The organism is Streptomyces sp. bgisy159 (assembly GCF_057707805.1).
In genome coordinates this window covers 1-23,263 of sequence record NZ_JBYIQX010000018.1, presented here as the reverse complement: position 1 = coordinate 23,263, position 23,263 = coordinate 1, and the positions used below count along the sequence as shown (strand labels likewise).

The window sequence follows — 23,263 nt, the reverse complement described above, 5'->3', positions numbered from 1 at the left end:
CCATGACCGCGAAAATCCTCATCGTCACCGGCGACGCAGCAGAGTCCCTGGAGGTCCTGTACCCCTACCAGCGCCTTCTCGAGGAGGGCTACGAGGTGCACATCGCCGCCCCCACCCGCAAGACGCTGCGGTTCGTCGTCCACGACTTCGAGCCCGGCTTCGACACCTACACCGAGAAGCCGGGATACACCTGGCCCGCCGACCTCGCCTTCTCCGAGGTCGACCCCGGCCAGTACGCCGCCGTCGTCGTCCCCGGCGGCCGTGCTCCGGAGTACCTGCGCAACGACCCTGAACTCCGCAAGATCCTCAAGTCCTTCTTCGACTCCGACAAACCCGTGGCGCAGATCTGCCACGGCCCCCTCCTCACCGCGGCCGTGGACGCGCTCAGCGGCCGCCGGGTGACCGCGTACCCGGCGCTGGAGATCGACATGCAGACCGCGGGCGCGACCTTCCAGGATGCCGAGGCCGTCGTCGACGGCACCCTCGTCTCCTCCCGCGCCTGGCCGGACCACCCGGTCTGGATGCGCGAGTTCCTCACGGTGCTGCGCGCGAAGGCACCGGTCAGCTGAGTCGGGGGCGCGAGGGGGGTCTGCTCTGTTCCCGCCGGGCGCCCCCGCCGCGGAGGAACGGTCAGGCCGCCAGCTCCGCCGCCGTCTCGACCGCCTCCGCCAGCGTGTCCACGACCGGTACGCCCACCCCTTCCAGGCTCGTCCGGCTGTGCGAACCGCCGGTGTAGAGCACCGCCCGCGCCCCGGCGTGCCGCGCCGCCAACGCGTCGTCCGCCGCGTCGCCGATCACCACCGTGCGCGCCGGGTCCACCCCGGCGAGCGCCCCGAGATGGCGCACCATGTGCTCCGCCTTGCTGCCGCCGGACGGTCCCGTCCGCCCGTCGACGCGTACGAAGTGCGGCTCGATCCCGAACCCGCGCACCAGCGGCACCAGGTCCTCGTGCCCGTACATGCTGAGCAGCGACTGGCTGTGCCCCGCCGACCGCCACCCGGCGAGCAGTACCTCCACGCCCTCGGCGAGACCGCACCGCGCCCGCTCCTCGGCGTAGTAGCGGTGGAAGGCCTCGTCCATGACCTCCCACTCGGCGTCCGTCGGCAGCCGTCCCATCAGCCGCTCGTAGAACTTCGGCACCGGCACGCAGTACAGCGACCGGTACCGCTCCAGCGTGATCGGTTCCAGGCCCAGTTCCGCGAAAGCCGCGTTCGTCGCTCCGATGATGGCCTCGTTGTCGTGGAACAGGGTCCCGTTCCAGTCCCAGACGATGTGGGCCGCTGCCGACTTCCCCATGCGACAAACCTACCCGCCGCCACTGACATCGATGCTGGTACTCGGATTCCGGTGATCCGTCGAGAGCGGGCCGGTCAGACCAGAGCGGGCCGGTCAGACCAGAGCGGGCCGGGCCCGTCGGCCCGTCACTCCCCGGCAGCCACCAGGCCCGCGATCTCCTGTGTGGCGTACCACAGCAGTTCGTGGTCCTCGGCCCCGTCGACCACGAACTGCGCGTCGTCGTCACCGCCGTCCGCCGCCGGCAGCGCCCCCGCCGCGGCCGCGACGTCCGCCTCGGCGTCGGCGGCGTCGACGTGCACCGACGCGGCCTCGGCCAGCCGCACTGCCTGCGCGACCCGCACCTCGCCGAGCGCGGCCGGATCCAACCCGCGGTCGGGGTCGGCGGCCGCCGCGCCGTCCGGCACGTCCACCGCGACCACGACCCGCCGGCGCGGGGCCGCCGGGTCCGCCGCGAGCAGCCGCAGCGAGGCCAGCGCGGCCCGGCTCAGCGCCGCGTACTCCAGTTCCTCGATGTCGTCGGAGAGGTACCACTCGCGCAGCGCGGGCGTGACGGCGTGGGCGAGCAGCGGCCCGGGCCCCAGCTCCCCCGTCCTGTGCGCCTCGGCGAGACCGGGGAGGGTCAGGGGGACGTAGACGCGCATGGCTGGCCGCTTTCGTGGTCGTCGTGGGCGGAGACCCCGCTGGGCGCTCCGGGTGACTCAGGATACGTGCGGGATCCCCTTTCGAGTTCCGGCCCGCCCCCGCCCCCACGTCAACCGGACGTCCGGAATTCACCCGCCGAGGCCGCACGGTTGCGCGGCTCGCGCCGCCTCGCTCACTCGGATAAGCGAATTCCCCGCTGCGCCGACGCCGACGCGCCGTGTCCTTGCCGCAGGACCCTGCGAACCCGTACAAGATCACCATCGCGAAGTTACCCCCCGGTACCAACCGGGTGCGCAGCGTGCTCAGCAGAACGGGGATCACCATGCACAAGGTCATGACGAGGACCCACCGGCGTCACCGCCCGCCCAACCGGCCCACCGACAACCGGCCCACCGACAACCGCCCCGCCGGGGTGCCGTCCCGCACTCCGGGCGCCGACCCGGCCGGCCCCGCCGCCCCGGCCGACACCTCACGGGCCGCCCCGGGGGCCGCCCCGGCCGGACCCGGAGGCGGCACCGCCCCACCCCCTCCGCCCCACACCCACGCCCGCGCGGCACGCCCCACCCCCGACGCCCCGGACGCCCCCTGGCCGCGCCCCGCGTACGGCGCCTCCACCCGCGCCCCCGGCGGCACCCCCGTCGGCGGCCGGGGCGCGCGTGGGGATACGGGACCACGCAACTCCGCCGACAGCCCTGGCGCCCCGCTCACGGCCACCTCCGGGAGCCGCCCCCAAGATGCCCCGCGTCCCCCCTCCGCGCACTCCCCGACAAGCCCTCCGGGCGGCGGCACGGACAGCCCGCCCCCGGCCGCCCTCGGCCAGGGCGCGCGCGGCCCGGCCGCCGGCGCCGCCGCGCGCGCCCTGGGCGGAACGCCCCCGCGTGCCCCCGGAGGCCGGGCGCCCGCCGCGGCGGGCGGTGGCAGGCCGGCGCGCCCGGCGGCCGGCCCCGCGCGCGCGACGACGCGGCCCGCCGACAACCGGCCCGCCGCCGCGCCCGGCCGGGCCCCCGCCGGGACCAGGGTCCCGGCGCCCCGCCGCCCCGCCGTACCCCAGCAGCGCCCCACCGACGTCTTCGCCGAGCGACTCCTCGCCGTCCTCAGCGGCCGGAGCCCCGTCCACGCGATGCTCCGGCACACCATGGGCGCCGCCTACGACGACCTCGCCCACCTCGCCGCCCACGGCCCCCTGCGCGCCGCCCATGGCCCGCGCCCCGTCATCCGCGACATCGGCTACTACGAACCGCGCCCCGGCGCCCTGGAGGCCTTCGCTCGCATCGGCACCGGCGACCGTCTGCGCGCCATGGCCTTCCGCCTGGAACGCGGCCCCGACCAGCGCTGGCGCTGCACCGCCGTGGAACTCGGCGGCCCCCGCCGCCACCCCGCCCCGCACGACGACTAGCCACCGCACATCGCCGGCCATCGCGCACCATCAGCGGGACCGGCAGCCCCGCCCAGCGGAACCGGCCACCGAGCCCGGCGGGACCGAACGGCCGGACGTCCGAACCGTCACCCCCGGCCGCACGCCGAGGGGCCGGCCACCCCCAACGGGATGACCGGCCCCTCAGCACGTCCACGACGCCGCAGCGGCGCCCCGCTACCCGAGAGCGCCGCCACACGCCCTACTTCTTGCGGCGCCGACCGCCCCGGGCCTGCTTGCGGCGCTCGGCACGGGTGAGCCCGTCCGCCTCGGAACGCACCGGCTCCTCGTCACCGGCGAAGTCACCCTCGATGGTGCCGCCCTCGCCGTCCACGGTCGGCGCGGAGAAGTGCAGGTTCCGGCGCTGCGGCGCGTCCAGCCCCTTCGCCCGGATCTCCGGACGCCCGCCCGCCTGCGCCGGCACGGCGTCCCGCTTCTCCAGGTCGGCCACCGGCTTGGCGTCCTCGACCGGAACCTCCTCGACCTGCTGCTCGACCTGGACCTCCAGGTTGAACAGGTAGCCGACCGACTCCTCCTTGATGCCGTCCATCATCGCGGAGAACATGTCGAAGCCCTCACGCTGGTACTCCACCAGCGGGTCCTTCTGCGCCATCGCGCGCAGGCCGATGCCCTCCTGGAGGTAGTCCATCTCGTAGAGGTGCTCACGCCACTTGCGGTCCAGCACCGACAGCACGACCCGGCGCTCCAGCTCACGCATGATCTCCGAGCCGAGCTGCTCCTCCCGCGCCCGGTACTGCTCGTGGATGTCGTCCTTGATGGACTCACCGATGAACTCGGCGGTCAGACCGGCCCGGTCGCCCGCCGCCTCCTCCAGCTCCTCGACGGTCACCTTCACCGGGTACAGCTGCTTGAACGCGCTCCACAGCCGGTCCAGGTCCCAGTCCTCCGGGAAGCCCTCGGCGGTCTCCGCCTGCACATAGGCGTCGATCGTGTCGTCCATGAAGTGCTGCACCTGCTCGTGCAGGTCCTCGCCCTCCAGGACGCGGCGCCGCTCACCGTAGATGACCTCGCGCTGCCGGTTGAGCACCTCGTCGTACTTCAGGACGTTCTTACGCGTCTCGAAGTTCTGCGTCTCCACCTGCGACTGCGCCGACGCGATGGCCCGCGTGACCATCTTGTTCTCGATCGGCACGTCGTCCGGCACGTTCGCCATCGACATCACGCGCTCGACCATCTGCGCCTTGAACAGCCGCATCAGGTCATCGCCCAGCGACAGGTAGAACCGGGACTCGCCCGGGTCGCCCTGACGGCCGGAACGACCGCGCAGCTGGTTGTCGATACGCCGCGACTCGTGCCGCTCGGTGCCCAGCACGTACAGGCCGCCGAGCGCCTCTACCTCTTCCTTCTCGGCCTTGACCGCGGCCTCGGCCCGCTCCAGCGCGGCCGGCAGCGCCGCCGCCCACTCCTCGATGTGCTCCTCCGGGTCGAGGCCGCGCTGACGCAGCTCCGCCTCCGCGAGGTCCTCGGGGTTGCCGCCGAGCTTGATGTCCGTACCACGGCCGGCCATGTTGGTGGCCACCGTCACCGAGCCCTTGCGGCCCGCCTGGGCGACGATCTGCGCCTCACGCTCGTGGTGCTTGGCGTTCAGCACCTCGTGCTGGACGCCGCGCTTGCTGAGCTGCTGCGAGAGGTACTCCGACTTCTCCACGGAGGTGGTGCCGACCAGGATCGGCTGGCCCTTCTCGTGCTTCTCCGCGATGTCGTCGACGACGGCCTCGAACTTCGCGACCTCGGTGCGGTAGATCAGGTCCGACTGGTCAGCGCGGACCATCGGCCGGTTGGTCGGGATCGGCACCACACCGAGCTTGTAGATCTGGTGGAACTCCGCGGCCTCGGTCATGGCCGTACCGGTCATGCCGGACAGGCCCGGGACCTCCTTGCCGGCGTGGTCCTGCCGCTTGTAGAGGCGGAAGAAGTTCTGGAGGGTGATCGTGGCGAGCGTCTGGTTCTCGTCCTTGATCGGCACCTCCTCCTTCGCCTCGATCGCCTGGTGCATGCCCTCGTTGTAGCGGCGGCCCGCGAGGATACGGCCGGTGTGCTCGTCGACGATCATGACTTCGCCGTCCATGACGACGTAGTCCTTGTCCTTCTTGAAGAGCTCCTTGGCCTTGATGGCGTTGTTCAGGTAGCCGACGAGCGGCGTGTTCACCGACTCGTACAGGTTGTCGATGCCCAGCCAGTCCTCGACCTTGGCGACACCCGACTCGTGGATGGCGACCGTGCGCTTCTTCTCGTCGACGTCGTAGTCGCCGGTCTCCTCGATGCCCTTCAGCGGGTTGCCCGCCTCGCCGCGCTTCAGGCGCTTGACCAGCTTGGCGAAATCGCCGTACCACTTGGTCGCCTGGTCCGCCGGACCCGAAATGATCAACGGCGTGCGGGCCTCGTCGATCAGGATGGAGTCGACCTCGTCGACGATCGCGTAGTTGTGACCGCGCTGCACCAGCTCGTCCTTCGACCACGCCATGTTGTCGCGCAGGTAGTCGAAACCGAACTCGTTGTTCGTGCCGTACGTGATGTCGCACGCGTACTGCTCACGGCGCTGGGCCGGCGTCATGTTCGCCAGAATGCAGCCCACGCTCAGGCCCAGGAACCGGTGGACCCGGCCCATCATCTCCGAGTCGCGCTCGGCCAGGTAGTCGTTCACCGTGATCAGGTGCACGCCCTTGCCGGACAGCGCGTTCAGATAGGCCGGCAGGGTGCCGACGAGGGTCTTGCCCTCACCGGTCTTCATCTCGGCCACGTAACCGAGGTGCAGGGCGGCCCCACCCATGATCTGCACGTCGTAGTGACGCTGGCCGAGGACACGCTTCGCGGCCTCACGCACCGTCGCGAACGCCTCGGGGAGCAGATCGTCGAGGCTCTCCCCGTCCTCGTACCGCTGCTTGTACTCATCGGTGAGGGCCCGCAGCTCGGCGTCGGAGAGGGCCACGAAGTCCTCTTCGATGGAGTTGACCTGGTCCGCGATGCGGTGCAGCTTGCGCAGGATCTTGCCTTCGCCTGCACGCATGATCTTCGAGAGGACGGACACGGGGGTTGGTCTCCTTGCCGGTCGGGCCTGGGACGGTCGGTTCGATTCGACTTGTTGAGCAACGGCCATCGTATGCGAGGACCCCACCGCGCCGGGAGGCCTGCCGCCACGAGGACCGCACACGGCCGCGCAACCGCTCCATCACCGCTTCGCCGACCGCTTCTGACAGGACAACGGACGGGCCGCCCGAATGGTGCCGCATCCACCGGCCGAATTGCGCGAATTGTGATCACGCCCTCACGCACCGCAAAACGATGGCGCCACCGCACACCCCCGCGCACAATCGCCCGATGGACCCCGTCACCCTGACCTCGGACCGCCTCGTCCTGCGCCCGCTCACCCCGCACGACACCGACGCGGTGTACACGGCCGCCCAGGACCCCGACATCCGGCGCTGGACGACGATCCCCTCCCCCTACCACCTCGAACACGCCCGCACCTTCATCGAACAACAGGCACCCGACGGCTGGGCCACGAGCACCCTGTACACCTTCGGCGTCTTCCTCCCCGACGACACCCTGACCGGGCTGCTCAGCCTCACCGTGCGCTCCCCCGGCACCGTCGAGATCGGCTACTGGACCGCCAAGGAACACCGCGGAAACGGCTACACCACCGAAGCCACCCGCACCGCCGCTCACTGGGCCTTCACCCGGCTCGCCGTGGACCGCGTCGAATGGCGGGCCGAAGCCGGCAACACCGCCTCCCGCGCGGTCGCCGAGAACGCCGGATTCCGCCTCGAAGGCACCCTCCGCAGCGCCCTCACCAACAAAGGAACCCGCACCGACGCCTGGATCGCCTCCCTCCTCCCTCGCGACCTCGGCCTGCCCTCCCCCACCCCTTACCGCCCTCACCAGGAAAACCCCAGCTCGTCGCCCACTGTCAGTCCCAGCGCCTATCGTGCGAACTCATGACGACCCCGCGCCCCACGACCACGCTCTCGGCGGACGAGGCCCGCCGTATCGCCCTCCGCGCCCAGGGCTTCCTCGGCGCCCCCGACCGCAGAGCCGGCGCCCGCGGCGTCCTGCGCCACCTCGGCGCCGTCCAGCTCGACACCATCTCCGTCCTCGCCCGCTCCCACGAACTCATCCCCTACGCCCGCCTGGGCGCCATAGGCCGCGCCACCGTCGAGGACGCCTACTGGAAGGACACCCACGCCTTCGAGTACTGGTCCCACGCCGCCTGCATCCTCCCCATCGAGGAATGGCCCCACTTCGCCTTCCGCCGCCGCGCCTACCGCGACCGCCCGCACTGGAACCACACTCTCCCCGACGGGGTCTACGACCAGGTCGTCAAACAACTCCGCGCCGAAGGCCCCCTCACCGCCACCGAACTGGGCGGCGCCAAGAAGACCAGCGACTGGTGGGACTGGTCGGGCACCAAGGTCGCCGTGGAACGCGCCCTCATGTACGGCGAGGTCGTCTGCGTCGAACGCCGTGGCTGGAAACGCGTCTACGACCTGGCCGAACGCGCCGTCCCCGAGCACCTCCTCCACGACGACCTCGACGACCGCGAATGCCTACGCCGCCTGGTCCGCCTCGCCGGACAGTCCCTCGGCGTCGGCACCCGCGCGGACATCGCCGACTACCACCGCCTCAAAGGCGAGCAGGTCGACGCCGTGATCGCCGACTCCGGCCTGGTCCCGGTCACCGTCGAAGGCTGGACCAGACCCGCCTGGGCCGACCCCGCCGCCCTCGCCACACCCCCGCGCGGCCGCCACCGCACCACACTGCTGTCCCCGTTCGACTCCCTCATCTGGGACCGCGCCCGCACCGAACGCCTCTTCGGCTTCACCCACCGCCTGGAGGCCTACGTCCCCAAACCCAAGCGGGTCCACGGCTACTTCGCCATGCCCGTCCTGGCCGGCGGCCACCTCGTCGGCCGCGTCGACCCCGCCCGCGAAGGCAGGACCCTCGTCGCCAGACAGATCACCCTCCGCCACGCCAAGGACGTCCCCGCCCTCGCCCGGGCCCTCGTCGAAGCCGCCGGCTGGGTCGACTGCACCGACGTACGCGTCGAACGCGTCGACGAAGCCCTGCGCGCACCCCTCACCCGGGAACTCACGCACCTGCTCACCTGACCGGCCGCCCGCCGGCCCGCCTCACCGGATCTCGAGGATCTTCTCCCGCATCGCGTACACCACCGCCTCCATCCGGGAGTGCAGCTGCAACTTCTCCAGGATGTTGCGGACATGGTTCTTCACGGTGTTCTCGGAGATGAACAACTCCTTGGCGATGTCCCGGTTGTTCATCCCCGTCGCCACCAGCTTGAGCACTTCCAGCTCACGGTCCGTGAGCCGCGGCGCCGGCACCAGCCGCCGCTCGTCGGTGCGCTGGATCATCGACTTGAACTCGGTGAGCAGCTTCGACGCCATCGACGGACTGATCTGCGACTGGCCGTCCGCCACCGCGCGAATCGCGGTGGCCACCTCGTCCGTCGAGATCTCCTTCAGGAGGTACCCCGTCGCCCCCGCCTTGATGGCGTCATAGAGATCGGCCTCCTCGTCGCTGATCGTCAACATGATGATCTTCGCGCTGGGGGCCACCTCCTTGATGGACGTGCACGCCTCGATCCCGCCCCGCTTGGGCATGCGGACATCCATCAGGACGATGTCCGGCAGCAGATCCGCCGCCTTGTCCACCGCCTCCGCACCGTCCCCGGCCTCACCGACCACCTGGATGTCCTCCTCGGCAGCCAGGACGATCTCCAGACCACGGCGGAACAGGGCGTGGTCGTCCACGACCAGGACCCGGATCGGCTCCTCGCGCGAAGAACCCGCACCGGTGTCCGTGCCCGCGCCCGGGCCCATGCCGGGGACACCACCGTCGGCGTCACCGTCCCGCATCGGTCCGAAGCTGTCCACCATCGTTCCTCCCCCTGAAGGCTGTGGCCGTGGGTCCAGTGCCAGCGCCAACGCAAGGCCACGGCCCACCGGTTGGGCCGCTGCGGCCATGATTCCATGCCCGGACGACACCACGGTGACAGAGCGGGGCGCGAAGGGGGCGCACACGGGTGCCCCTGGGGGCGCACACGCGCTCCAGGGGCACCGCTCAAACCGTCACCGGGGCGATTCAGCCGCCCAGCACGCCCCCGGACTCGGGTGCGTGCGCCTGCGTGACCATCGTGTCCGTGCGGAGGTGGATCACGCCGTAGTCGTATGCGTGCCGCCGGTAGACGACACTGGGCTCCTTGGTCTCGGAGTCGACGAACAGATAGAAGTCGTGTCCGACCAGCTCCATCTCGTAGAGGGCCTGGTCGAGCGTCATCGGGGCAGCCACATGCGTCTTCTCGCGGACCACCAGGGGACCTTCGCCCTGGATCTCCAGCGAACCGATCTTCTTGGTGGGGACACCCTCCGGCTCCTCACCCACCAGGGCGTGACCGTTGCCGTTGAGCGTCGCCACACCCGGGACGTGGTCGGCGACCTCCGCTGCCGTGAGCCGACGCGCGCCGCGCCGCGTGTACCGCTTGTCGTGCTGCTTGCGCAGCTGGGCGTCCAGCTTCTCCGCCGCCAGATCGAGTGCCGCGTACGGGTCACTGGCCGCCGCTTCCGCCCGGATCACCGGACCGCGGGAGCGGAGCGTGATCTCCACTCGGTCACTCCGGTCCGCCTGCCGGGGGTTGGGCTCCTTGGACACCTCGACGTCGAGGCTGATCACCTTGCCATCGAGCTTCTGGATCTTCTCCAGCTTCAGCTTCTCGGCCACGTGCTTGCGGAACCGCTCGGGCACCTCGGTCTTGCGGCCCTTGACGACGATGTCCACGCAGAACTCCGTTCCCGGATCACTCCGCAACCCTGGCGGAGCATCTCCCTTTCGCACCAGACTCCGGTGAGCACCGGAGCCTCGGACTCGGTGACTTCCACCTCCTCCTCCCCCACGGGCGCGATCTCCACCCCCGATGCTGCGGGTGATTACCCACCACCACAGCACGGCATTCGGATTTGAGAGGTGTGGCCTGCGGCTTTCCCTCACAACCGAACATATCTCGCCCGGACGGATGTCGTCACCCTCTACCGCGGCGTACCTCCGTTCAGGTGAATTCCCCTTCTCATTACCTGCAACGACGCGACTTCACACTCAGTTCCGGTTTATTCAGGAAAGAATCCGGTGACACGGCCACCACCGCGGCACACACCACGCCGATCCCGCCGCGACCAGCCCGTTCGCCGCCACCGGGACCGCCGGAGCCGGCGGTTCGCCACCGGCCCCGCGGCCCCTGCCCGGCGCCCGGACCGAGCACCGCGGACCTCGCCTTTACGCCTCCCCCCGCAGCCCCGTCGTACACATCCGTCAGGGCCTCCCGCACCGCCCGCGCGGCCTCCGCGAGCGACGCACCCGTCGTCACCAGGTCGTCGACCAGCACCACCCGCCCACCGGCCAGTACCCGCTTGCCCGCCGCCGTCACCCCCAGCGCCCCCACCACATTGCCCAACCGCTGCCGGGAGTCGAGCCCCGACTGGTCCACGACCGGCCGCCGGTGCCGCAGCACCGCCGCCACCCGCGCCGCCGTCCCCGACCGCCGCAACGCACCGGCGGCGGCGAGCGCGATCCGGCGAGTGGGGTCGTGGCCGCGGGAACGGGTGGCGCGGGGGGCGGAGGGGACGGGGACCAGGAGGAGAGCGCTCGGGGGTCCTGCCGGGGGCCCCTCCCCCTCCCCGCCCTCCCCGACCCCCACCCCCACAGCCCCCGCCAACGCCTCCCCCAACGCCCGCCCCAGCCCCAGGGCGCCCCGTTCCTTGTGTGCGAGCAGGATCGCGCGCACCGCGTCGGTGTAGGGCGCCGCCGCGTACACGGCGGGCAGTCCCGGTGGCTCGGGCACCGGCCGCACCCGGCGTGGCAGGGATCCGCCGAGCGCGGCCCGGCATGCGGGGCAGAGCACGGTGCGGGGGCGTCCGCAGCCTCCGCACTCGCCCGGCAGCATGAGGTCGGTGAGGTCCTGCCACCATTGCCGTACGCCGTTCACGGGGTCCAATGTGCCGTGCGGCGGCGGGGGCCACCACCCCTGTGGAAAACTCCCGAGCCCCCTGTGGAAAGGCTTCAGGGGGCTCGGTGGTGGCTGATGGCCTCGCAGGTCAGCCGGGGTAGAAGACGGCTGACGCCGGCTGCTTCAGGGTCCTCCAGCCGCTGCCGCCGGGCAGCCAGAGCAGGCCGTCCTCGGAGGTGGCGAACAGCGGGGTCTCACTGTCGGCGGACGCGGCGATGCTCTGCACGTCGGTGAGCCCGGGCAGGGTGCTGCCCTCGGGGATCGAGCCGTCGCACTGCACGTACTGGACCTGTTCCACGCCGCCGGACTCCTGTCCGGCCACCACGAGCCGGCTGTCGCCCGCCCAGGACATGGCGGTGACCTTCTCCAGCTCCGGTGTCGCGGAGCGCAGTTCCTGGACCGCAACGGCCGCCTCCTCGCCGCTCTTGGTGTCGCGTTCGATCCGGCCGATGAACAGGGACTGCTTGCCGTTCTTGGCGACGACGAGCGCCACCCGCACCCCGTCGGCGGCGACCCTCACGGCGTCGATCCGCCCGTCGAGACCGGGGGTGCGCACGGTGACGGGGGCGCGGGTGCCCTTGGGCAGGACGTACAGCCGGGGTGCGGCGGTGTCGCGGTCGGCGACCCACAGGTCGCCCTGTGCGTCCCAGCTGGGGGTGGTGAGGCGGTCGTTCTCGGTGACGCCGTGGCTGCGCAGGGCGGGTTCGCCGAGGGTGCTGCCGGTGACCAGGGAGCCGACGTAGAGGGCGCTGCCGTCGAGGGTGACTCCGGCCGCCACGTGCTCGTCGCGGGTGACGGCGACCGAGCGCAGTGCGCGGATTCCCTGGCCGAGGGCGCCGGGCACGGGTTCGGCCGCCTTGTGGCTGCTGTCGGTGTTGGCCATGCGGACAAGCCGGTGCTCGCCGTTGATGAAGTACAGGTAGTCCGCGCGGGCGTCGGAGCCGCGGTCGGCGACGAGCCGTGCCCGGTCCGCGCTGAGCGAGCAGAGCCTCTTGTCGCCGGCGCGCAGTTCGACCTCTTCGACGGCGGGGCTGAGGCTCTTGAGGGTGAACAGCAGTTGGGCGGCCATCTCGTCGCACCGGCCGTGCCCGACTCCGGCGGCCTTGTCGTTGAGGGGCACGGTGAGCTTGTTCTGGTCGTCGGGTGTGAGGGTGTCGGTGCCCTTCTGCAGGGCCGTCCCGGTGGGGAAGCTGGAGCGGACGACCGGTCGCAGCCAGATGGCGGGGCCGCCGAGCAGGGAGCGCACGACCTGGGTCATGGGCTCGACGCGCTGGCGCACGTAGATGGGGTCGGCGACGGCGTCGGGCTGGCGGGCGGTGCCGTCCGTGGTGTTGGAGGCGAAGTAGTACTTGTCGACGGACGTGTAGTTGCGCTGGAAGTCCGACTTGCCCATGACGACGCCCTGGGGCAGTGCGTCGATGCGCCACTGCCCGGATCGCTTGTCGCGGGTGAGGTGCACGGCCTGGCTGTAGTCGCCGGGGGTGGCGGTGTACGACTGCTGGGCGTCGACGGTGGCCAGGCGGGTGCCGGTGAGGGTGAAGGCGTAGTCGGTGCCGTCGACCTGGTCTCCGGTGCGGTCGGCGACGGCCTCGGGGCCGTCGAGGAGCACGGTGGTGGACAGTTCGGGCCGCCAGGTGCGTGCCGCGTCGCCGGTCAGGTACTGCTTGGCGGTGGAGAAGTGCGGGTCGTCGCTGGTCAGGGCCTCCAGAAAGCCCTGGACGATCGCGGAGGGCGGTGCGTCCTCGGAGGGCGGCAGGGCGAACACGCGGACCTGGCTGTCCTGTTTGGGGGTGGACTCCACGCCGCGCAGGTCGCCGCTGTCGGGCATGGAGGCGCATCCGGCCAGCAGTGCGGCTCCGAGCGCGGCGCATGCGGCGGCGCGTGCGGCGTGCCTGGCGCCGGCCGCGGCGCGCCGGTCTCGCGTCGGGCGGTCAGCGCCCACGGAAGTCCTCCCCTTGGTCGTCGGAGGCCTCCGCCGCGCTGTGCTCGCGGTCGCCGCGGTCGGGGGGCTCCTGGTGTGCCGCGTCGGCGGCGGGTGTGCCGTGCTGTCGTTGTGCTGTCGCGGTGGGCCGGGGCACCACGCGTGCGCCGTTGCCGGGCAGCGCCGTGGGGTCGGCGGTGGGGGCGGCACCCGCGGTGCGGGGGCCGAGCGGTGTCCGGGCGGGTGAGAGGTGTTCGCCGGCCGTCTTCAGGGGCAGGGTGGCGGTCTTCTCTCCGCCGTGGGGCAGGCCGGCGTCACTGAGTCCGCGGTTGCGGCGCGAGTCCCTGGGTTCGAGGGGTATGGGGGAGCCGCGCAGGGGTTCGTCCGCGGTCCGGGGCAGGGTGAGCCGGAACTGGGAGCCGCCGCCGGGTTCGCCCCACGCCTGCAGCCAGCCGCCGTGCAGGCGGGCGTCCTCCAGGGCGATGGACAGTCCGAGGCCGGTGCCGCCGGTGGTGCGCGCGCGTGCCGGGTCGGCGCGCCAGAAGCGGCTGAAGACGCGGGTGGCCTCGCCGGGCTTGAGCCCTACGCCGTAGTCGCGGACGGCGACGGCGACCGCTCCGCCGGCCGCGGCGAGTTTGACGACGACGTCCTTGCCCTCGCCGTGTTCGACGGCGTTGACGACGAGGTTGCGCAGTACGCGTTCCAGGCGCCGGGCGTCGGCCTCGGCGACGACGGGCTGCTGGTCGCCGGTGATGCGGATGGTGGTGCCCTTGCGGTCGGCGAGCGGTGCGGCACCGCCGACGACGCGCCGTACGACTTCTCTGAGGTCGATGGGTTCGGCTTCGAGCTGGGCGGCTCCGGCGTCGAAGCGGCTGATCTCCAGGAGGTCGGCGAGGAGCGACTCGAAGCGGTCGAGCTGGTCGGCGAGGAGTTCCGCCGACCGCTTGGTGACGGGGTCGAAGTCCTCGCGGGCCTCGTGGATGACATCGGCGGCCATGCGGACGGTGGTCAGGGGGGTGCGCAGTTCGTGCGAGACGTCGGAGACGAACCGGCGCTGCATCCGGGACAGGTTCTCCAGCTGCTGGATCTTCAGCTGCAGGTTCTGCGCCATCTTGTTGAAGGCTTCGCCGAGGCGTGCGATGTCGTCCTCGCCGGTGACCTTCATGCGTTCCTGCAGGCGTCCGGCCGAGAGCCGTTCGGCGATTCCGGCGGCCATGCGGACGGGGGTGACGACCTGGCGTACGACGAGCCAGGCGATGGCGCCGAAGAGGACGACGACGAAGAGACCGGCGGTGGCGAGGGTGCCCTTGACGAGGCTGAGGGACTTCTCCTCCTGGGTGAGCGGGAAGAGGTAGTACAGCTCGTAGGGGTCGCCGTTGGGGTCGTTGACCTGTTTGCCGATGACGAGGGCGGGCTGGGACGGCTTGTGGGGGTCGAGGTAGATGATGCGGGTGTAGCTCTGGGCGGCGCCGTTTCCGCTGTTGATGCGTTCGCGCAGGTTGGCGGGCACGCTCTTGTTGGGGGCGACGCCGTTGGAGGTGCGGGGGCCGCGGCCGCCGCCGCTGTCGTCGCCGGGGGGCAGGGTGACGACCTCGAAGGCGCCCTGTCCGCCGCTGGACAGCGATGACACGAGGGCGCTCATCCACTCGATGACGTTCTGCGAGGAGCGTTCGTCCGAGGGGGCGCCGTCGGCGGCTGCGGCGGTCGCCGCCTCGTCGGCTTTCTGCTTGGCCGCGGCGAAGCCGCCGGTGGCCTGGCTCTGGGAGGCCTTGACCTTGGCGTCCAGGAGCCCGTTGCGTACCTGGCCGATGACGACGAAGCCCAGCAGCAGCACGACGCCCAGGGACATCAGCAGGGTGGTGGCGACGACCTTGAGCTGGAGGTTGCGCCGCCACAGCCGCATGAGCGGCAGCAGGGGGCGGCGCACCCAGCGCAGCAGCAGCCTCAGGACGGGGCTGCCCTGCACTCCGCCCTGCAGCAGTCCGCCCGCTGCGAGGCGCTGCCGGCGGGTGCCGGTCTTCTTCCGGCCGACAGGCCGCCCCGGACGTTCCCCGGACCGGCCGGGGGCCGAAACGGCACTGTCCCCGGCCATGTCAGCTCGGTCCGGCCTTGTAACCGACGCCACGCACGGTCACCACGATCTCGGGGCGCTCCGGGTCCTTCTCGACCTTGGAGCGCAGCCGCTGGACATGGACGTTCACCAGCCGGGTGTCGGCGGCGTGCCGGTAGCCCCAGACCTGTTCGAGGAGTACCTCGCGGGTGAACACCTGCCACGGCTTGCGCGCGAGTGCGACCAGCAGGTCGAACTCCAGGGGCGTCAGCGCGATCGACTGTCCGTCCCGCTTCACGGAGTGCCCGGCCACGTCGATGACCAGGTCGCCGATGGCGAGCTGTTCCGGCGCCGGTTCCTCGGACCTGCGCAGCCGTGCGCGGATGCGGGCGACGAGTTCCTTCGGCTTGAACGGCTTGACGATGTAGTCGTCGGCGCCGGATTCCAGGCCCACGACGACGTCGACGGTGTCGCTCTTGGCCGTGAGCATCACGATCGGCACGCCGGACTCCGCCCGGATGAGACGGCAGACCTCGATGCCGTCCCGCCCAGGCAGCATCAGGTCGAGCAGCACCAGATCGGGCTTGGTCTCACGGAAGGCAGCCAGCGCCTTGTCGCCGTCGGCTACGAAAGACGGCTCGAAACCTTCACCACGCAACACGATGCCGAGCATCTCGGCCAGTGCGGTGTCGTCGTCGACGACAAGGACTCTTCCCTTCATAAACGACATCATCCCATTAGCTCATCGTTAAACCTGGCGTGACCTGGCACACAGCTCGGCGAGAGCTTCGGCGGTCACGGGTGACACTGCGCCTTCCTCCGTGACGATCGCCGTCACCAGCTCGGGTGGCGTCACGTCGAACGCCGGGTTGTACGCCTGGGTCCCCAGGGGTGCCACCGGTGTACCGCCTCCGGGCCCCGTCACGGCGACCTGGGGTGCGGTGACCTCGGTCACCTCGAAGCCGGGGCGCTGCTCGACCTCGATCGACGCCCCGTCGGGCGTCTGCGGGTCCACCGTCGTCACGGGGGCGACCACGATGAACGGCACGTGGTGGTAGCGCGCGAGCACGGCGAGCGGATAGCTGCCCACCTTGTTCGCCACCGAACCGTCGGCCGCGATGCGGTCCGCGCCGATCAGCACCGCGTCCACCTCTCCGGCCGCGAACAGGGAGCCCGCGGCGTTGTCCGTCAGCAAGGTGTACGCCATGCCGCTGCGCGCCGCCTCGTACGCCGTCAGGCGAGCACCTTGCAGCAAAGGACGCGTTTCGTCCACCCAGAGGCGTCGCAGCCGTCCCGTCCGGTGTGCGTTGAGGGCCACCGCGAACGCCGTTCCCTCTCCGCCCGAGACGAGCGATCCGGTGTTGCAGTGGGTGAGGATCCGGTGCCCGCCGCCGGGCAGCAGCTCGTTCAGCAGGGCCAGCCCGTGCGCCGCCATGCGGGCGCTCGCCTCGGCGTCCTCCCGGTGCAGCTGCCGGGCCGCGGCCAGTGCGGCCTCGGCGGCCTGCCGGGGGTCGCCGTCGCGGGTGTACGCCGTCCGGTACGCGGTCTGGGCGCGTCGCACGCCGACGGCGAGGTTGACGGCGGTGGGCCGGGCCTCGGTCAGTGCGGTCGCGGCCTCCTCGACCTCGAAGCCGCGCGCGGCGGCGAGCGCGACCCCGTACGCGCCGGCGATGCCCAGCAGTGGCGCCCCGCGAACGGCGAGCGAGCGGATCGCCTCCACGAGCGCGGACGGGTCGGTGCAGACCAGCTCGACCTCCTCGGCCGGCAGTCTCGTCTGGTCCAGGAGGACCACCACGGGGCCTTCGGGTGGCTCCTCCCAGCGGATGACCGGGATCTCGGTGGGCCGCTCGCCCTCGCCGGTTTGCGCGTACTGATCAGCCATGCGGCCAGTCTGCCCCCTGTCCGGTGAACTATTGAAGGTCTGCAGGCCGGACAGCGGCAGGTTGCCTGATGACCGGCCCATGGCACGATGGCTGCGGAACTGCCGCCGCGACCGCGGACGGGCACCGTGAAGGAGCGACGATGAACGACACTCCGGGCTGGGCCTCGCCCGGATCCGCCCCGTCCGACGGGCAGCGGCCGCAGCCGTCCGGCCCTGCCGAGCCCGTGGAGCGCCCCGACGCCGCGCAGCTTCCGGAGCAGCCCGGCGAGCAGTCCGCCGGGCGGTCCGGGGCCGCGTCGCCGGATCCGGGCTCGAAGTGGTCGAAGGAGCAGCCTCCGGCGGGGCAGTGGAGTGCGCCCGCGGGCCCGGAGGGGCCCGGCCAGGCTCCGACGCCCCCGGCTGCCGCGGGCCCCGGGTGGGGTGGCCCGCCCCCGGCAGGCCCGGCGGGCGGCCACGGCTGGGGCGCCCCGGCGGGCCCTGGCGGTTACGGCCCGTCCGGCGGCCCTCCGGGCTACGGCGCCTCCGGCTGGGGCGCGGGCTGGGGCGGTCCGCCGCCCGCGGCCAAGCCCGGCGTCATCCCGCTGCGCCCGCTCGGCGTGGGCGAGATCCTCGACGGCGCGGTCTCCACGATGCGCACGCACTGGCGCACGGTTCTCGGTATCTCGTTGACCGTGGCCGTCGTCATCGAGGGCGTCGTCGTCCTGCTGCAGGGTCTGGTCCTCAACGACGTCGCGGGCTCGGCAGCCCTCAACGACGCCGGCGCCACCCTGGACGAGCGGCTCGCCGCCGCACGGGACGCGCTGTTCGGCTCGGGTGCCGTCATGCTGATCACCGTGATCGGCAATGTCATCGCCACCGCTCTGCTCACCGCCGTCACCAGCCGGGCCGTCCTCGGCAGGCCGGTCACGGTCGCCGAGGCCTGGCGCGACGCCCGCCCCCGGCTGCCCAGGCTGTTCGGGCTGATCGCCCTGCTGGTGCTGATCCTTTCCGGTGTCCTCCTGGTCGGCGCGCTCCCGGGCATCCTCCTGGCTCTCGCGGGCGCCGGTCAGGCGGGGGCGGGTATCACCGCCCTCGGCCTGATCGGCGCGTTCGTCGTCGCGGTCTGGCTGATGGTCCGCCTGTCCCTCGCCTCGCCGGCGCTGATGCTCGAGAAGCAGAGCATCCGCAAGGCGATGATCCGCTCCGCGAAGCTGGTGCGCGGCTCCTGGTGGCGCGTCCTGGGCATCCAGTTGCTCGCCGCGGTCATCGCCAACCTCGTCGCCATGATCGTCATCGTGCCCTTCTCCCTCGCCGGCGCCGCCGCGGGCGACGGAGGCGTCGGTGCCTTCTTCGACACCGACGCCCACCTGGGCTGGACCTACCTCGTCATCAGCGGGATCGGCTCGGTGATCGGGTCGACGATCACCTTCCCGATCACGGCCGGCGTCACGGTGCTGCTCTACATCGACCAGCGCATCCGCCGCGAGGCCCTCGACCTGGACCTGGCCCGCTCCGCCGGCGTCCAGAACCCCGGCGCCGCCGCTGCCGGCCCGAGTCCACGGAGCTGATGCGGTGAGCGTGACGGGGGGAGTGCTCACCGCCGCACCGGCGGCGCAGGGCCCGGCCGCCACAGCAGTCCGGGCCCTGCTGCACACCGCCCGCGACGCGCGCCCAGGGCCGCTGCCCGGCGTGTCCGACACGGCCACGGCACTGCTCTCCCACGCCACCGACCTCGCCCTGAGCGCCTTCCTGCCCGCCGGCCACACCGCGCACGCGCTGTCCGTCGTGCGCCCTCTCTCCGTCGTGCGCCCGCTGTCCGGGACCGCCGACGACGACGGACCGCCCCTGACCGTCCCACGCGACCCCGCGCGGGAGGCCGCCCGCCGCGAACTGGCCGAGCGGCGATACCACGAGGACGCCCCGAGCCTGTTCGAGCGGGCCCTCGACACGCTGTGGGACTGGGTCGGCGACCTGCTCGACTCCGCCTCGTCCGCGACACCCGGCGGCGCGGTCGGCCTCGTCGTGGTCGTCCTGGCCGTCGCCGCCGTACTGGCCGCCCTCTGGTGGCGGCTGGGCACACCCCGCCGCCGGCCCGTCTCCGCCACCGCCTTGTTCGGCCACCGCCCGAGCAGCGCCGCCCAGCACCGCGCGGCCGCCGGGGAGCACGCCGCCCGGGGCAACTGGAACCAAGCCCTCCAGGAGACCGTGCGCGCGATCGTCCGCGCCCTGGAGGAACGTGCACTCCTCGACGCCCGCCCCGGCCGCACCGCCGACGAGGCCGCCGCCGAGGCGAGCCGCGCCCTGCCCGACCACGCCGACCGATTGCGCGCCGCCGCCCACGACTTCGACGAGGTCACATACGGCGGCCGCGCCGCCGACGAACCGCGGTACCGGCGCATCGCCGAACTCGACCACGACCTCGAACGCGCCAGACCCCACCTCACCACCGGCACCGCCACCACCCACCGGGCCCACGGGGACGCCGCCCCGTGACCACCACCGGCCCCCCGCTCTCCCCCCGCCCGGCGGCGTCCCCGACCTCGGCATCCCCCACCGCCCGCCAGAGGTGGACGCGCGCGCGAGGCGTCGTCCTCGCCGTCGCCGTGCTGCTGGCCGCCGCCGTCGCCCTCGCCGTCGTACGCTCCGGCGAGCGTGAAGGTGCCCTCGATCCGCGGTCCGCCACCCCCTACGGCAGCTTGGCCGTCGCCGAACTCCTCGCCGACCGGGGCGTGACCACCCGCGTGGTCACCACCCTGGACGAGGCCCGCGCCGCGGCCGCCCCCGACACCACCCTCCTCGTCGCCCAGCCCGACCAGCTGACGGAGGACCAGCAGGCGCGTCTGCACACCGCGTACGCCACGTCCGGCAGCCGGACCGTCCTCGTCGCGCCCGGCAGCCCGTCCGTCGGCAGCCTCGCCCCCGGCGTCACCGCCGACCCCGTCACCAGCCGCACCTCCACCCTCTCCCCCGACTGCGACCTGCCCGCCGCCCGCCGCGCCGGCGCCGCGGACACCGGAGGCATCCGCTACACCACCACCCGCCTCGACGCCGACCTCTGCTACCCCAGCGTCCGGCTCGCCACGGTGCTGCGCCTGCCCGCCACCACCGGAGACGGGGACACCGTCGTCCTCGGCGCGCCCGACATCCTGCACAACGAGCGACTCGCCGACGAGGGCAACGCGTCCCTCGCCCTGCAACTCCTCGGCTCCCGCCCGCACCTGGTCTGGTACCTCCCCTCACTGTCCGACCCCTCAGCCACCGCCGACGACGAGAAGACCTTCTTCGACCTGATCCCGTCCGGCTGGCTCTGGGGCACACTGCAACTCTTCGTCGCGGCAGCCCTCGCCGCTTCGTGGCGGGCACGCCGACTCGGCCCACTCGTCCCCGAGAAGCTCCCCGTCGTGATCCGCGCCGGCGAAACCGTCGAAGGCCGCGCCCGCCTCTACCACCAGGCCGACGCCCGCGACCGCGCCGCTGACGCTCTTCGCTCCCGCACCCGCACCCGCCTCGCCCCTCTCGTCGGCGTCCCCGCCGCCCGCGCCCACACGCCCGAAGCCCTCGTCACCGCCCTGTCCGCCCACCTCGGCACCGGCGGACAGCCCCTGAACTCCCTCCTCTTCGGCCCGCCGCCCAGCGACGACGCGGCCCTCGTCTCCCTCGCCGACCGACTCGACGCCCTCGAAAGAGAGGTACGCCGTCCATGATGGCCCCGACCACTGACAACGCCGGGAACACCGGGGACCCGGACGGGGCCCGCGCCTCTCTGGAGGCCCTGCGAGCCGAGATCGCGAAGGCCGTGGTCGGCCAGGACCCCGCCGTGACCGGCCTCGTCGTCGCCCTCTTGTGCCGCGGCCACGTACTCCTCGAAGGCGTCCCCGGCGTGGCGAAGACCCTGCTCGTACGCGCCCTGGCGGCCACACTGGAACTCGACACCAAACGCGTCCAGTTCACCCCCGACCTGATGCCCAGCGACGTCACCGGCTCCCTCGTCTACGACACCCGGACCGCCGAGTTCTCCTTCCAGCCCGGCCCGGTCTTCACCAACCTCCTCCTCGCCGACGAGATCAACCGCACCCCGCCCAAGACCCAGTCCTCCCTCCTCGAAGCCATGGAGGAACGCCAGGTCACCGTCGACGGCACCCCCCGCCCGCTCCCCGAGCCGTTCCTCGTCGCCGCCACCCAGAACCCCGTCGAGTACGAGGGCACCTACCCCCTGCCCGAAGCCCAACTGGACCGCTTCCTCCTCAAACTCACCCTCCCCCTCCCCTCACGCCGGGAGGAGATCGACGTGCTCACCCGTCACGCCGAGGGCTTCGACCCGCGCGACCTGCGCGCCGCCGGCGTGCGCCCCGTCGCGAGCGCCGCCGACCTGGAGGCCGCCCGCACCGCCGTCGCGAAGACGGCCATCTCCCCCGCCATCACCGCCTACGTCGTCGACCTGTGCCGCGCCACCCGCGAGTCACCCTCCCTCGCCCTCGGCGTCTCACCGCGGGGCGCCACCGCCCTCCTGGGCACCGCCCGCGCCTGGGCCTGGCTCACCGGCCGCGACTACGTCATCCCCGACGACGTCAAGGCCCTCGCCCTGCCCACCCTGCGCCACCGTGTCCAACTCCGTCCGGAGGCCGAGATGGAAGGCGTCACCGCCGACTCCGTGATCAACGCGATCCTCACCCACGTCCCGGCCCCCCGCTGATGGCCCTCACCGGACGCACCGCCCTCCTCGCGGCCCTCGGTTCCCTGCCCGTCGGCCTCTGGGCACCCAGCTGGACAGGCATCCTCGCCGTCAATGCGCCCCTGGCCCTGGCCTGCGCCTGCGACTACGCCCTCGCGGCCCCCGTACGACGCCTGCTCCTGACCCGCTCCGGCGACACCTCGGCACGCCTCGGCGACCCCGCCGACATCACCCTCACCGTCACCAACCCCTCCTCACGCCCCCTGCGCGCCGTCCTCCGCGACGCCTGGCCCCCCAGCAGCTGGCACCCGGGCACCGAGACCGCAGCCTCCCGCCACCGCCTCACGGTGCCCGCCGGCGAGCGCCGCCGCGTCATCACCCGCCTGCACCCCACCCGCCGCGGCGACCACCACGCCGACCGCGTCACGATCCGCTCCTACGGCCCTCTCGGTCTCCTCTCCCGCCAAGGCGCCCACAAGGTCCCCTGGACGGTCCGTGTCCTGCCGCCGTTCACCAGCCGCAAGCACCTGCCTTCGAAACTCGCCCGCCTGCGGGAGCTCGACGGCCGCACCAGCACCCTGCAACGCGGTGAAGGCACCGAGTTCGACAGTCTCCGCGAGTACGTGCCCGGTGACGACACCCGCTCCATCGACTGGCGTGCGACAGCCCGCCAGACCGCGGTCGCCGTCCGCACGTGGCGCCCCGAACGCGACCGCCACATCCTTCTCGTCCTCGACACCGGCCGTACCTCCGCGGCCCGCGTCGACGACGCGCCCCGCCTGGACGCCGCCATGGATGCGGCTCTCCTGCTGGCCGCCCTGGCGTCCCGCGCCGGCGACCGCGTCGACCTCCTCGCCTATGACCGCCGCGTCCGCGCTCTCGTCCAGGGCCGCACGGCCCGAGACGTCCTGCCCTCCCTGGTCGACGCAATGGCCGCCCTGGAACCGGAACTCCTCGAAACGGACGCCCGCGGCCTCACCGCAGCGGTCCTGCGTACGGCACCACGCCGCTCTCTGGTCGTCCTGCTGACGACGCTCGACGCGGCTCCCGTCGAGGAGGGCCTCCTGCCCGTTCTGTCACAGCTCACCCAGCGCCATACCGTACTGGTGGCGTCCGTGGCCGACCCCCACATCGCCCGCATGGCAGCATCCCGCGGCAGCGCCGAGGCGATCTACGAGGCCGCGGCCGCCGCACGGGCCCAGACGGAACGCCATCGCACCGCCGAACAACTCCGCCGGCACGGAGTCACCGTCGTCGACGCGACCCCCGGCGAACTGGCCCCCGCCCTGGCGGACGCGTACCTCACCCTGAAGTCGGCAGGACGCCTCTGAACGAAAAAGGGCTCTCTGACGAGAGCCCTCAGGTGCGCACCCGG

Annotated in this window: 19 protein-coding genes; 9 read left to right on the top strand and 10 right to left on the bottom strand. The window is 72.4% G+C overall.

Features of this window, described 5'->3' with window-relative positions; genetic code table 11:
• Nucleotides 1–2: 2 nt before the first annotated feature.
• A complete protein-coding gene (locus AC3ET3_RS18925; protein ID WP_432133342.1) occupies nucleotides 3–569 on the top strand; it encodes a DJ-1/PfpI family protein in 567 nt (188 codons plus the stop codon).
• A gap of 61 nt (nucleotides 570–630) precedes the next feature.
• Here AC3ET3_RS18925 and AC3ET3_RS18920 read toward each other — a convergent pair whose 3' ends face one another.
• Complete coding sequence (locus AC3ET3_RS18920) at nucleotides 631–1,296, bottom strand: HAD family hydrolase (protein ID WP_432133343.1); 666 nt, start codon at nucleotides 1,294–1,296, stop codon at nucleotides 631–633.
• 125 nt (nucleotides 1,297–1,421) lie between these two features.
• Complete coding sequence (locus tag AC3ET3_RS18915) at nucleotides 1,422–1,937, bottom strand: DUF6912 family protein (RefSeq protein WP_432133344.1); 516 nt, start codon at nucleotides 1,935–1,937, stop codon at nucleotides 1,422–1,424.
• 299 nt (nucleotides 1,938–2,236) lie between these two features.
• Between AC3ET3_RS18915 and AC3ET3_RS18910 the strand changes: the two genes are divergently transcribed.
• The gene (locus AC3ET3_RS18910) at nucleotides 2,237–3,334 is read left to right on the top strand and encodes an Rv3235 family protein (protein ID WP_488191832.1); all 1,098 of its coding nucleotides are present in this window, start codon (nucleotides 2,237–2,239) and stop codon (nucleotides 3,332–3,334) included.
• Nucleotides 3,335–3,554: 220 nt separating this feature from the next.
• On the opposite strand, the gene secA is transcribed toward AC3ET3_RS18910, so the two are convergent.
• Nucleotides 3,555–6,401, bottom strand: coding sequence for a preprotein translocase subunit SecA (gene secA, locus AC3ET3_RS18905; RefSeq protein WP_432158796.1), 2,847 nt, complete (start codon nucleotides 6,399–6,401; stop codon nucleotides 3,555–3,557).
• 290 nt (nucleotides 6,402–6,691) lie between these two features.
• On the opposite strand from secA, the gene AC3ET3_RS18900 reads away from it, so the two are divergent.
• Both AC3ET3_RS18900 and AC3ET3_RS18895 read left to right on the top strand, forming a co-directional pair.
• Nucleotides 6,692–7,312 carry a GNAT family N-acetyltransferase gene (locus tag AC3ET3_RS18900; RefSeq protein ID WP_435612517.1) on the top strand — a complete coding sequence of 207 codons (621 nt, stop codon included), beginning with the start codon at nucleotides 6,692–6,694 and terminating at the stop codon, nucleotides 7,310–7,312.
• A complete protein-coding gene (locus AC3ET3_RS18895; protein WP_432133348.1) occupies nucleotides 7,309–8,478 on the top strand; it encodes a winged helix-turn-helix domain-containing protein in 1,170 nt (389 codons plus the stop codon). Before AC3ET3_RS18900 ends, AC3ET3_RS18895 begins: the two co-directional genes overlap by 4 nt.
• Nucleotides 8,479–8,499: 21 nt before the next feature.
• Here the strand turns inward: AC3ET3_RS18895 and AC3ET3_RS18890 are convergent, their stop codons facing one another.
• The 7 genes from AC3ET3_RS18890 to mtnA form a co-directional block, all read right to left on the bottom strand.
• Nucleotides 8,500–9,264: a response regulator gene (locus AC3ET3_RS18890; RefSeq protein ID WP_432133349.1), complete on the bottom strand. Its 765-nt coding sequence runs from the start codon at nucleotides 9,262–9,264 to the stop codon at nucleotides 8,500–8,502.
• Nucleotides 9,265–9,469: 205 nt separating this feature from the next.
• A complete protein-coding gene (hpf, locus tag AC3ET3_RS18885; protein WP_432158795.1) occupies nucleotides 9,470–10,162 on the bottom strand; it encodes a ribosome hibernation-promoting factor, HPF/YfiA family in 693 nt (230 codons plus the stop codon).
• A gap of 289 nt (nucleotides 10,163–10,451) precedes the next feature.
• Nucleotides 10,452–11,363: a ComF family protein gene (locus tag AC3ET3_RS18880; RefSeq protein WP_435612516.1), complete on the bottom strand. Its 912-nt coding sequence runs from the start codon at nucleotides 11,361–11,363 to the stop codon at nucleotides 10,452–10,454.
• A gap of 109 nt (nucleotides 11,364–11,472) precedes the next feature.
• A complete protein-coding gene (locus AC3ET3_RS18875) occupies nucleotides 11,473–13,326 on the bottom strand; it encodes an LpqB family beta-propeller domain-containing protein (protein WP_432133351.1) in 1,854 nt (617 codons plus the stop codon).
• Nucleotides 13,316–15,397, bottom strand: a complete 2,082-nt coding sequence (gene mtrB / locus AC3ET3_RS18870; protein WP_432133352.1) for an MtrAB system histidine kinase MtrB — start codon at nucleotides 15,395–15,397, stop codon at nucleotides 13,316–13,318. The genes AC3ET3_RS18875 and mtrB overlap by 11 nt, the downstream gene beginning before the upstream one ends.
• A 1-nt stretch (nucleotide 15,398) precedes the next feature.
• Nucleotides 15,399–16,088: a two-component system response regulator MtrA gene (gene mtrA, locus AC3ET3_RS18865; protein WP_015659998.1), complete on the bottom strand. Its 690-nt coding sequence runs from the start codon at nucleotides 16,086–16,088 to the stop codon at nucleotides 15,399–15,401.
• A gap of 15 nt (nucleotides 16,089–16,103) precedes the next feature.
• Nucleotides 16,104–17,237 (bottom strand): S-methyl-5-thioribose-1-phosphate isomerase, encoded by a 1,134-nt coding sequence (mtnA, locus tag AC3ET3_RS18860; protein WP_432158793.1) that lies wholly within the window; start codon nucleotides 17,235–17,237, stop codon nucleotides 16,104–16,106.
• Nucleotides 17,238–17,377: 140 nt separating this feature from the next.
• Between mtnA and AC3ET3_RS18855 the strand changes: the two genes are divergently transcribed.
• The 5 genes from AC3ET3_RS18855 to AC3ET3_RS18835 all read left to right on the top strand — a co-directional run bounded on the left by AC3ET3_RS18855 (nucleotide 17,378) and on the right by AC3ET3_RS18835 (nucleotide 23,219).
• Nucleotides 17,378–18,784 carry a glycerophosphoryl diester phosphodiesterase membrane domain-containing protein gene (locus tag AC3ET3_RS18855; protein WP_435612515.1) on the top strand — a complete coding sequence of 469 codons (1,407 nt, stop codon included), beginning with the start codon at nucleotides 17,378–17,380 and terminating at the stop codon, nucleotides 18,782–18,784.
• A 181-nt stretch (nucleotides 18,785–18,965) separates the two neighbouring features.
• Nucleotides 18,966–19,709, top strand: coding sequence for a DUF4129 domain-containing protein (locus tag AC3ET3_RS18850; protein WP_432158799.1), 744 nt, complete (start codon nucleotides 18,966–18,968; stop codon nucleotides 19,707–19,709).
• Nucleotides 19,706–20,920, top strand: coding sequence for a DUF4350 domain-containing protein (locus tag AC3ET3_RS18845; RefSeq protein ID WP_435612514.1), 1,215 nt, complete (start codon nucleotides 19,706–19,708; stop codon nucleotides 20,918–20,920). Before AC3ET3_RS18850 ends, AC3ET3_RS18845 begins: the two co-directional genes overlap by 4 nt.
• Complete coding sequence (locus AC3ET3_RS18840) at nucleotides 20,917–21,909, top strand: AAA family ATPase (RefSeq protein ID WP_435612513.1); 993 nt, start codon at nucleotides 20,917–20,919, stop codon at nucleotides 21,907–21,909. Before AC3ET3_RS18845 ends, AC3ET3_RS18840 begins: the two co-directional genes overlap by 4 nt.
• Entirely contained in the window at nucleotides 21,909–23,219 is a 1,311-nt protein-coding gene (locus AC3ET3_RS18835; RefSeq protein WP_432133357.1) for a DUF58 domain-containing protein, read from the top strand. The genes AC3ET3_RS18840 and AC3ET3_RS18835 overlap by 1 nt, the downstream gene beginning before the upstream one ends.
• Nucleotides 23,220–23,263: the final 44 nt, after the last annotated feature.

What these genes read in the sequence shown, in the direction of transcription:
- AC3ET3_RS18925 (WP_432133342.1), top strand. Translation starts at nt 3, where the DNA reads ATGACCGCGAAAATCCTCATCGTCACCGGCGACGCAGCAGAGTCCCTG.
- mtrA (WP_015659998.1), bottom strand. Translation starts at nt 16,088, where the DNA reads ATGATGTCGTTTATGAAGGGAAGAGTCCTTGTCGTCGACGACGACACC.
- AC3ET3_RS18890 (WP_432133349.1), bottom strand. Translation starts at nt 9,264, where the DNA reads ATGGTGGACAGCTTCGGACCGATGCGGGACGGTGACGCCGACGGTGGT.
- AC3ET3_RS18855 (WP_435612515.1), top strand. Translation starts at nt 17,378, where the DNA reads ATGAACGACACTCCGGGCTGGGCCTCGCCCGGATCCGCCCCGTCCGAC.
- AC3ET3_RS18915 (WP_432133344.1), bottom strand. Translation starts at nt 1,937, where the DNA reads ATGCGCGTCTACGTCCCCCTGACCCTCCCCGGTCTCGCCGAGGCGCAC.
- mtnA (WP_432158793.1), bottom strand. Translation starts at nt 17,237, where the DNA reads ATGGCTGATCAGTACGCGCAAACCGGCGAGGGCGAGCGGCCCACCGAG.
- mtrB (WP_432133352.1), bottom strand. Translation starts at nt 15,397, where the DNA reads ATGGCCGGGGACAGTGCCGTTTCGGCCCCCGGCCGGTCCGGGGAACGT.
- AC3ET3_RS18895 (WP_432133348.1), top strand. Translation starts at nt 7,309, where the DNA reads ATGACGACCCCGCGCCCCACGACCACGCTCTCGGCGGACGAGGCCCGC.
- AC3ET3_RS18835 (WP_432133357.1), top strand. Translation starts at nt 21,909, where the DNA reads ATGGCCCTCACCGGACGCACCGCCCTCCTCGCGGCCCTCGGTTCCCTG.
- AC3ET3_RS18900 (WP_435612517.1), top strand. Translation starts at nt 6,692, where the DNA reads ATGGACCCCGTCACCCTGACCTCGGACCGCCTCGTCCTGCGCCCGCTC.
- AC3ET3_RS18920 (WP_432133343.1), bottom strand. Translation starts at nt 1,296, where the DNA reads ATGGGGAAGTCGGCAGCGGCCCACATCGTCTGGGACTGGAACGGGACC.
- AC3ET3_RS18840 (WP_435612513.1), top strand. Translation starts at nt 20,917, where the DNA reads ATGATGGCCCCGACCACTGACAACGCCGGGAACACCGGGGACCCGGAC.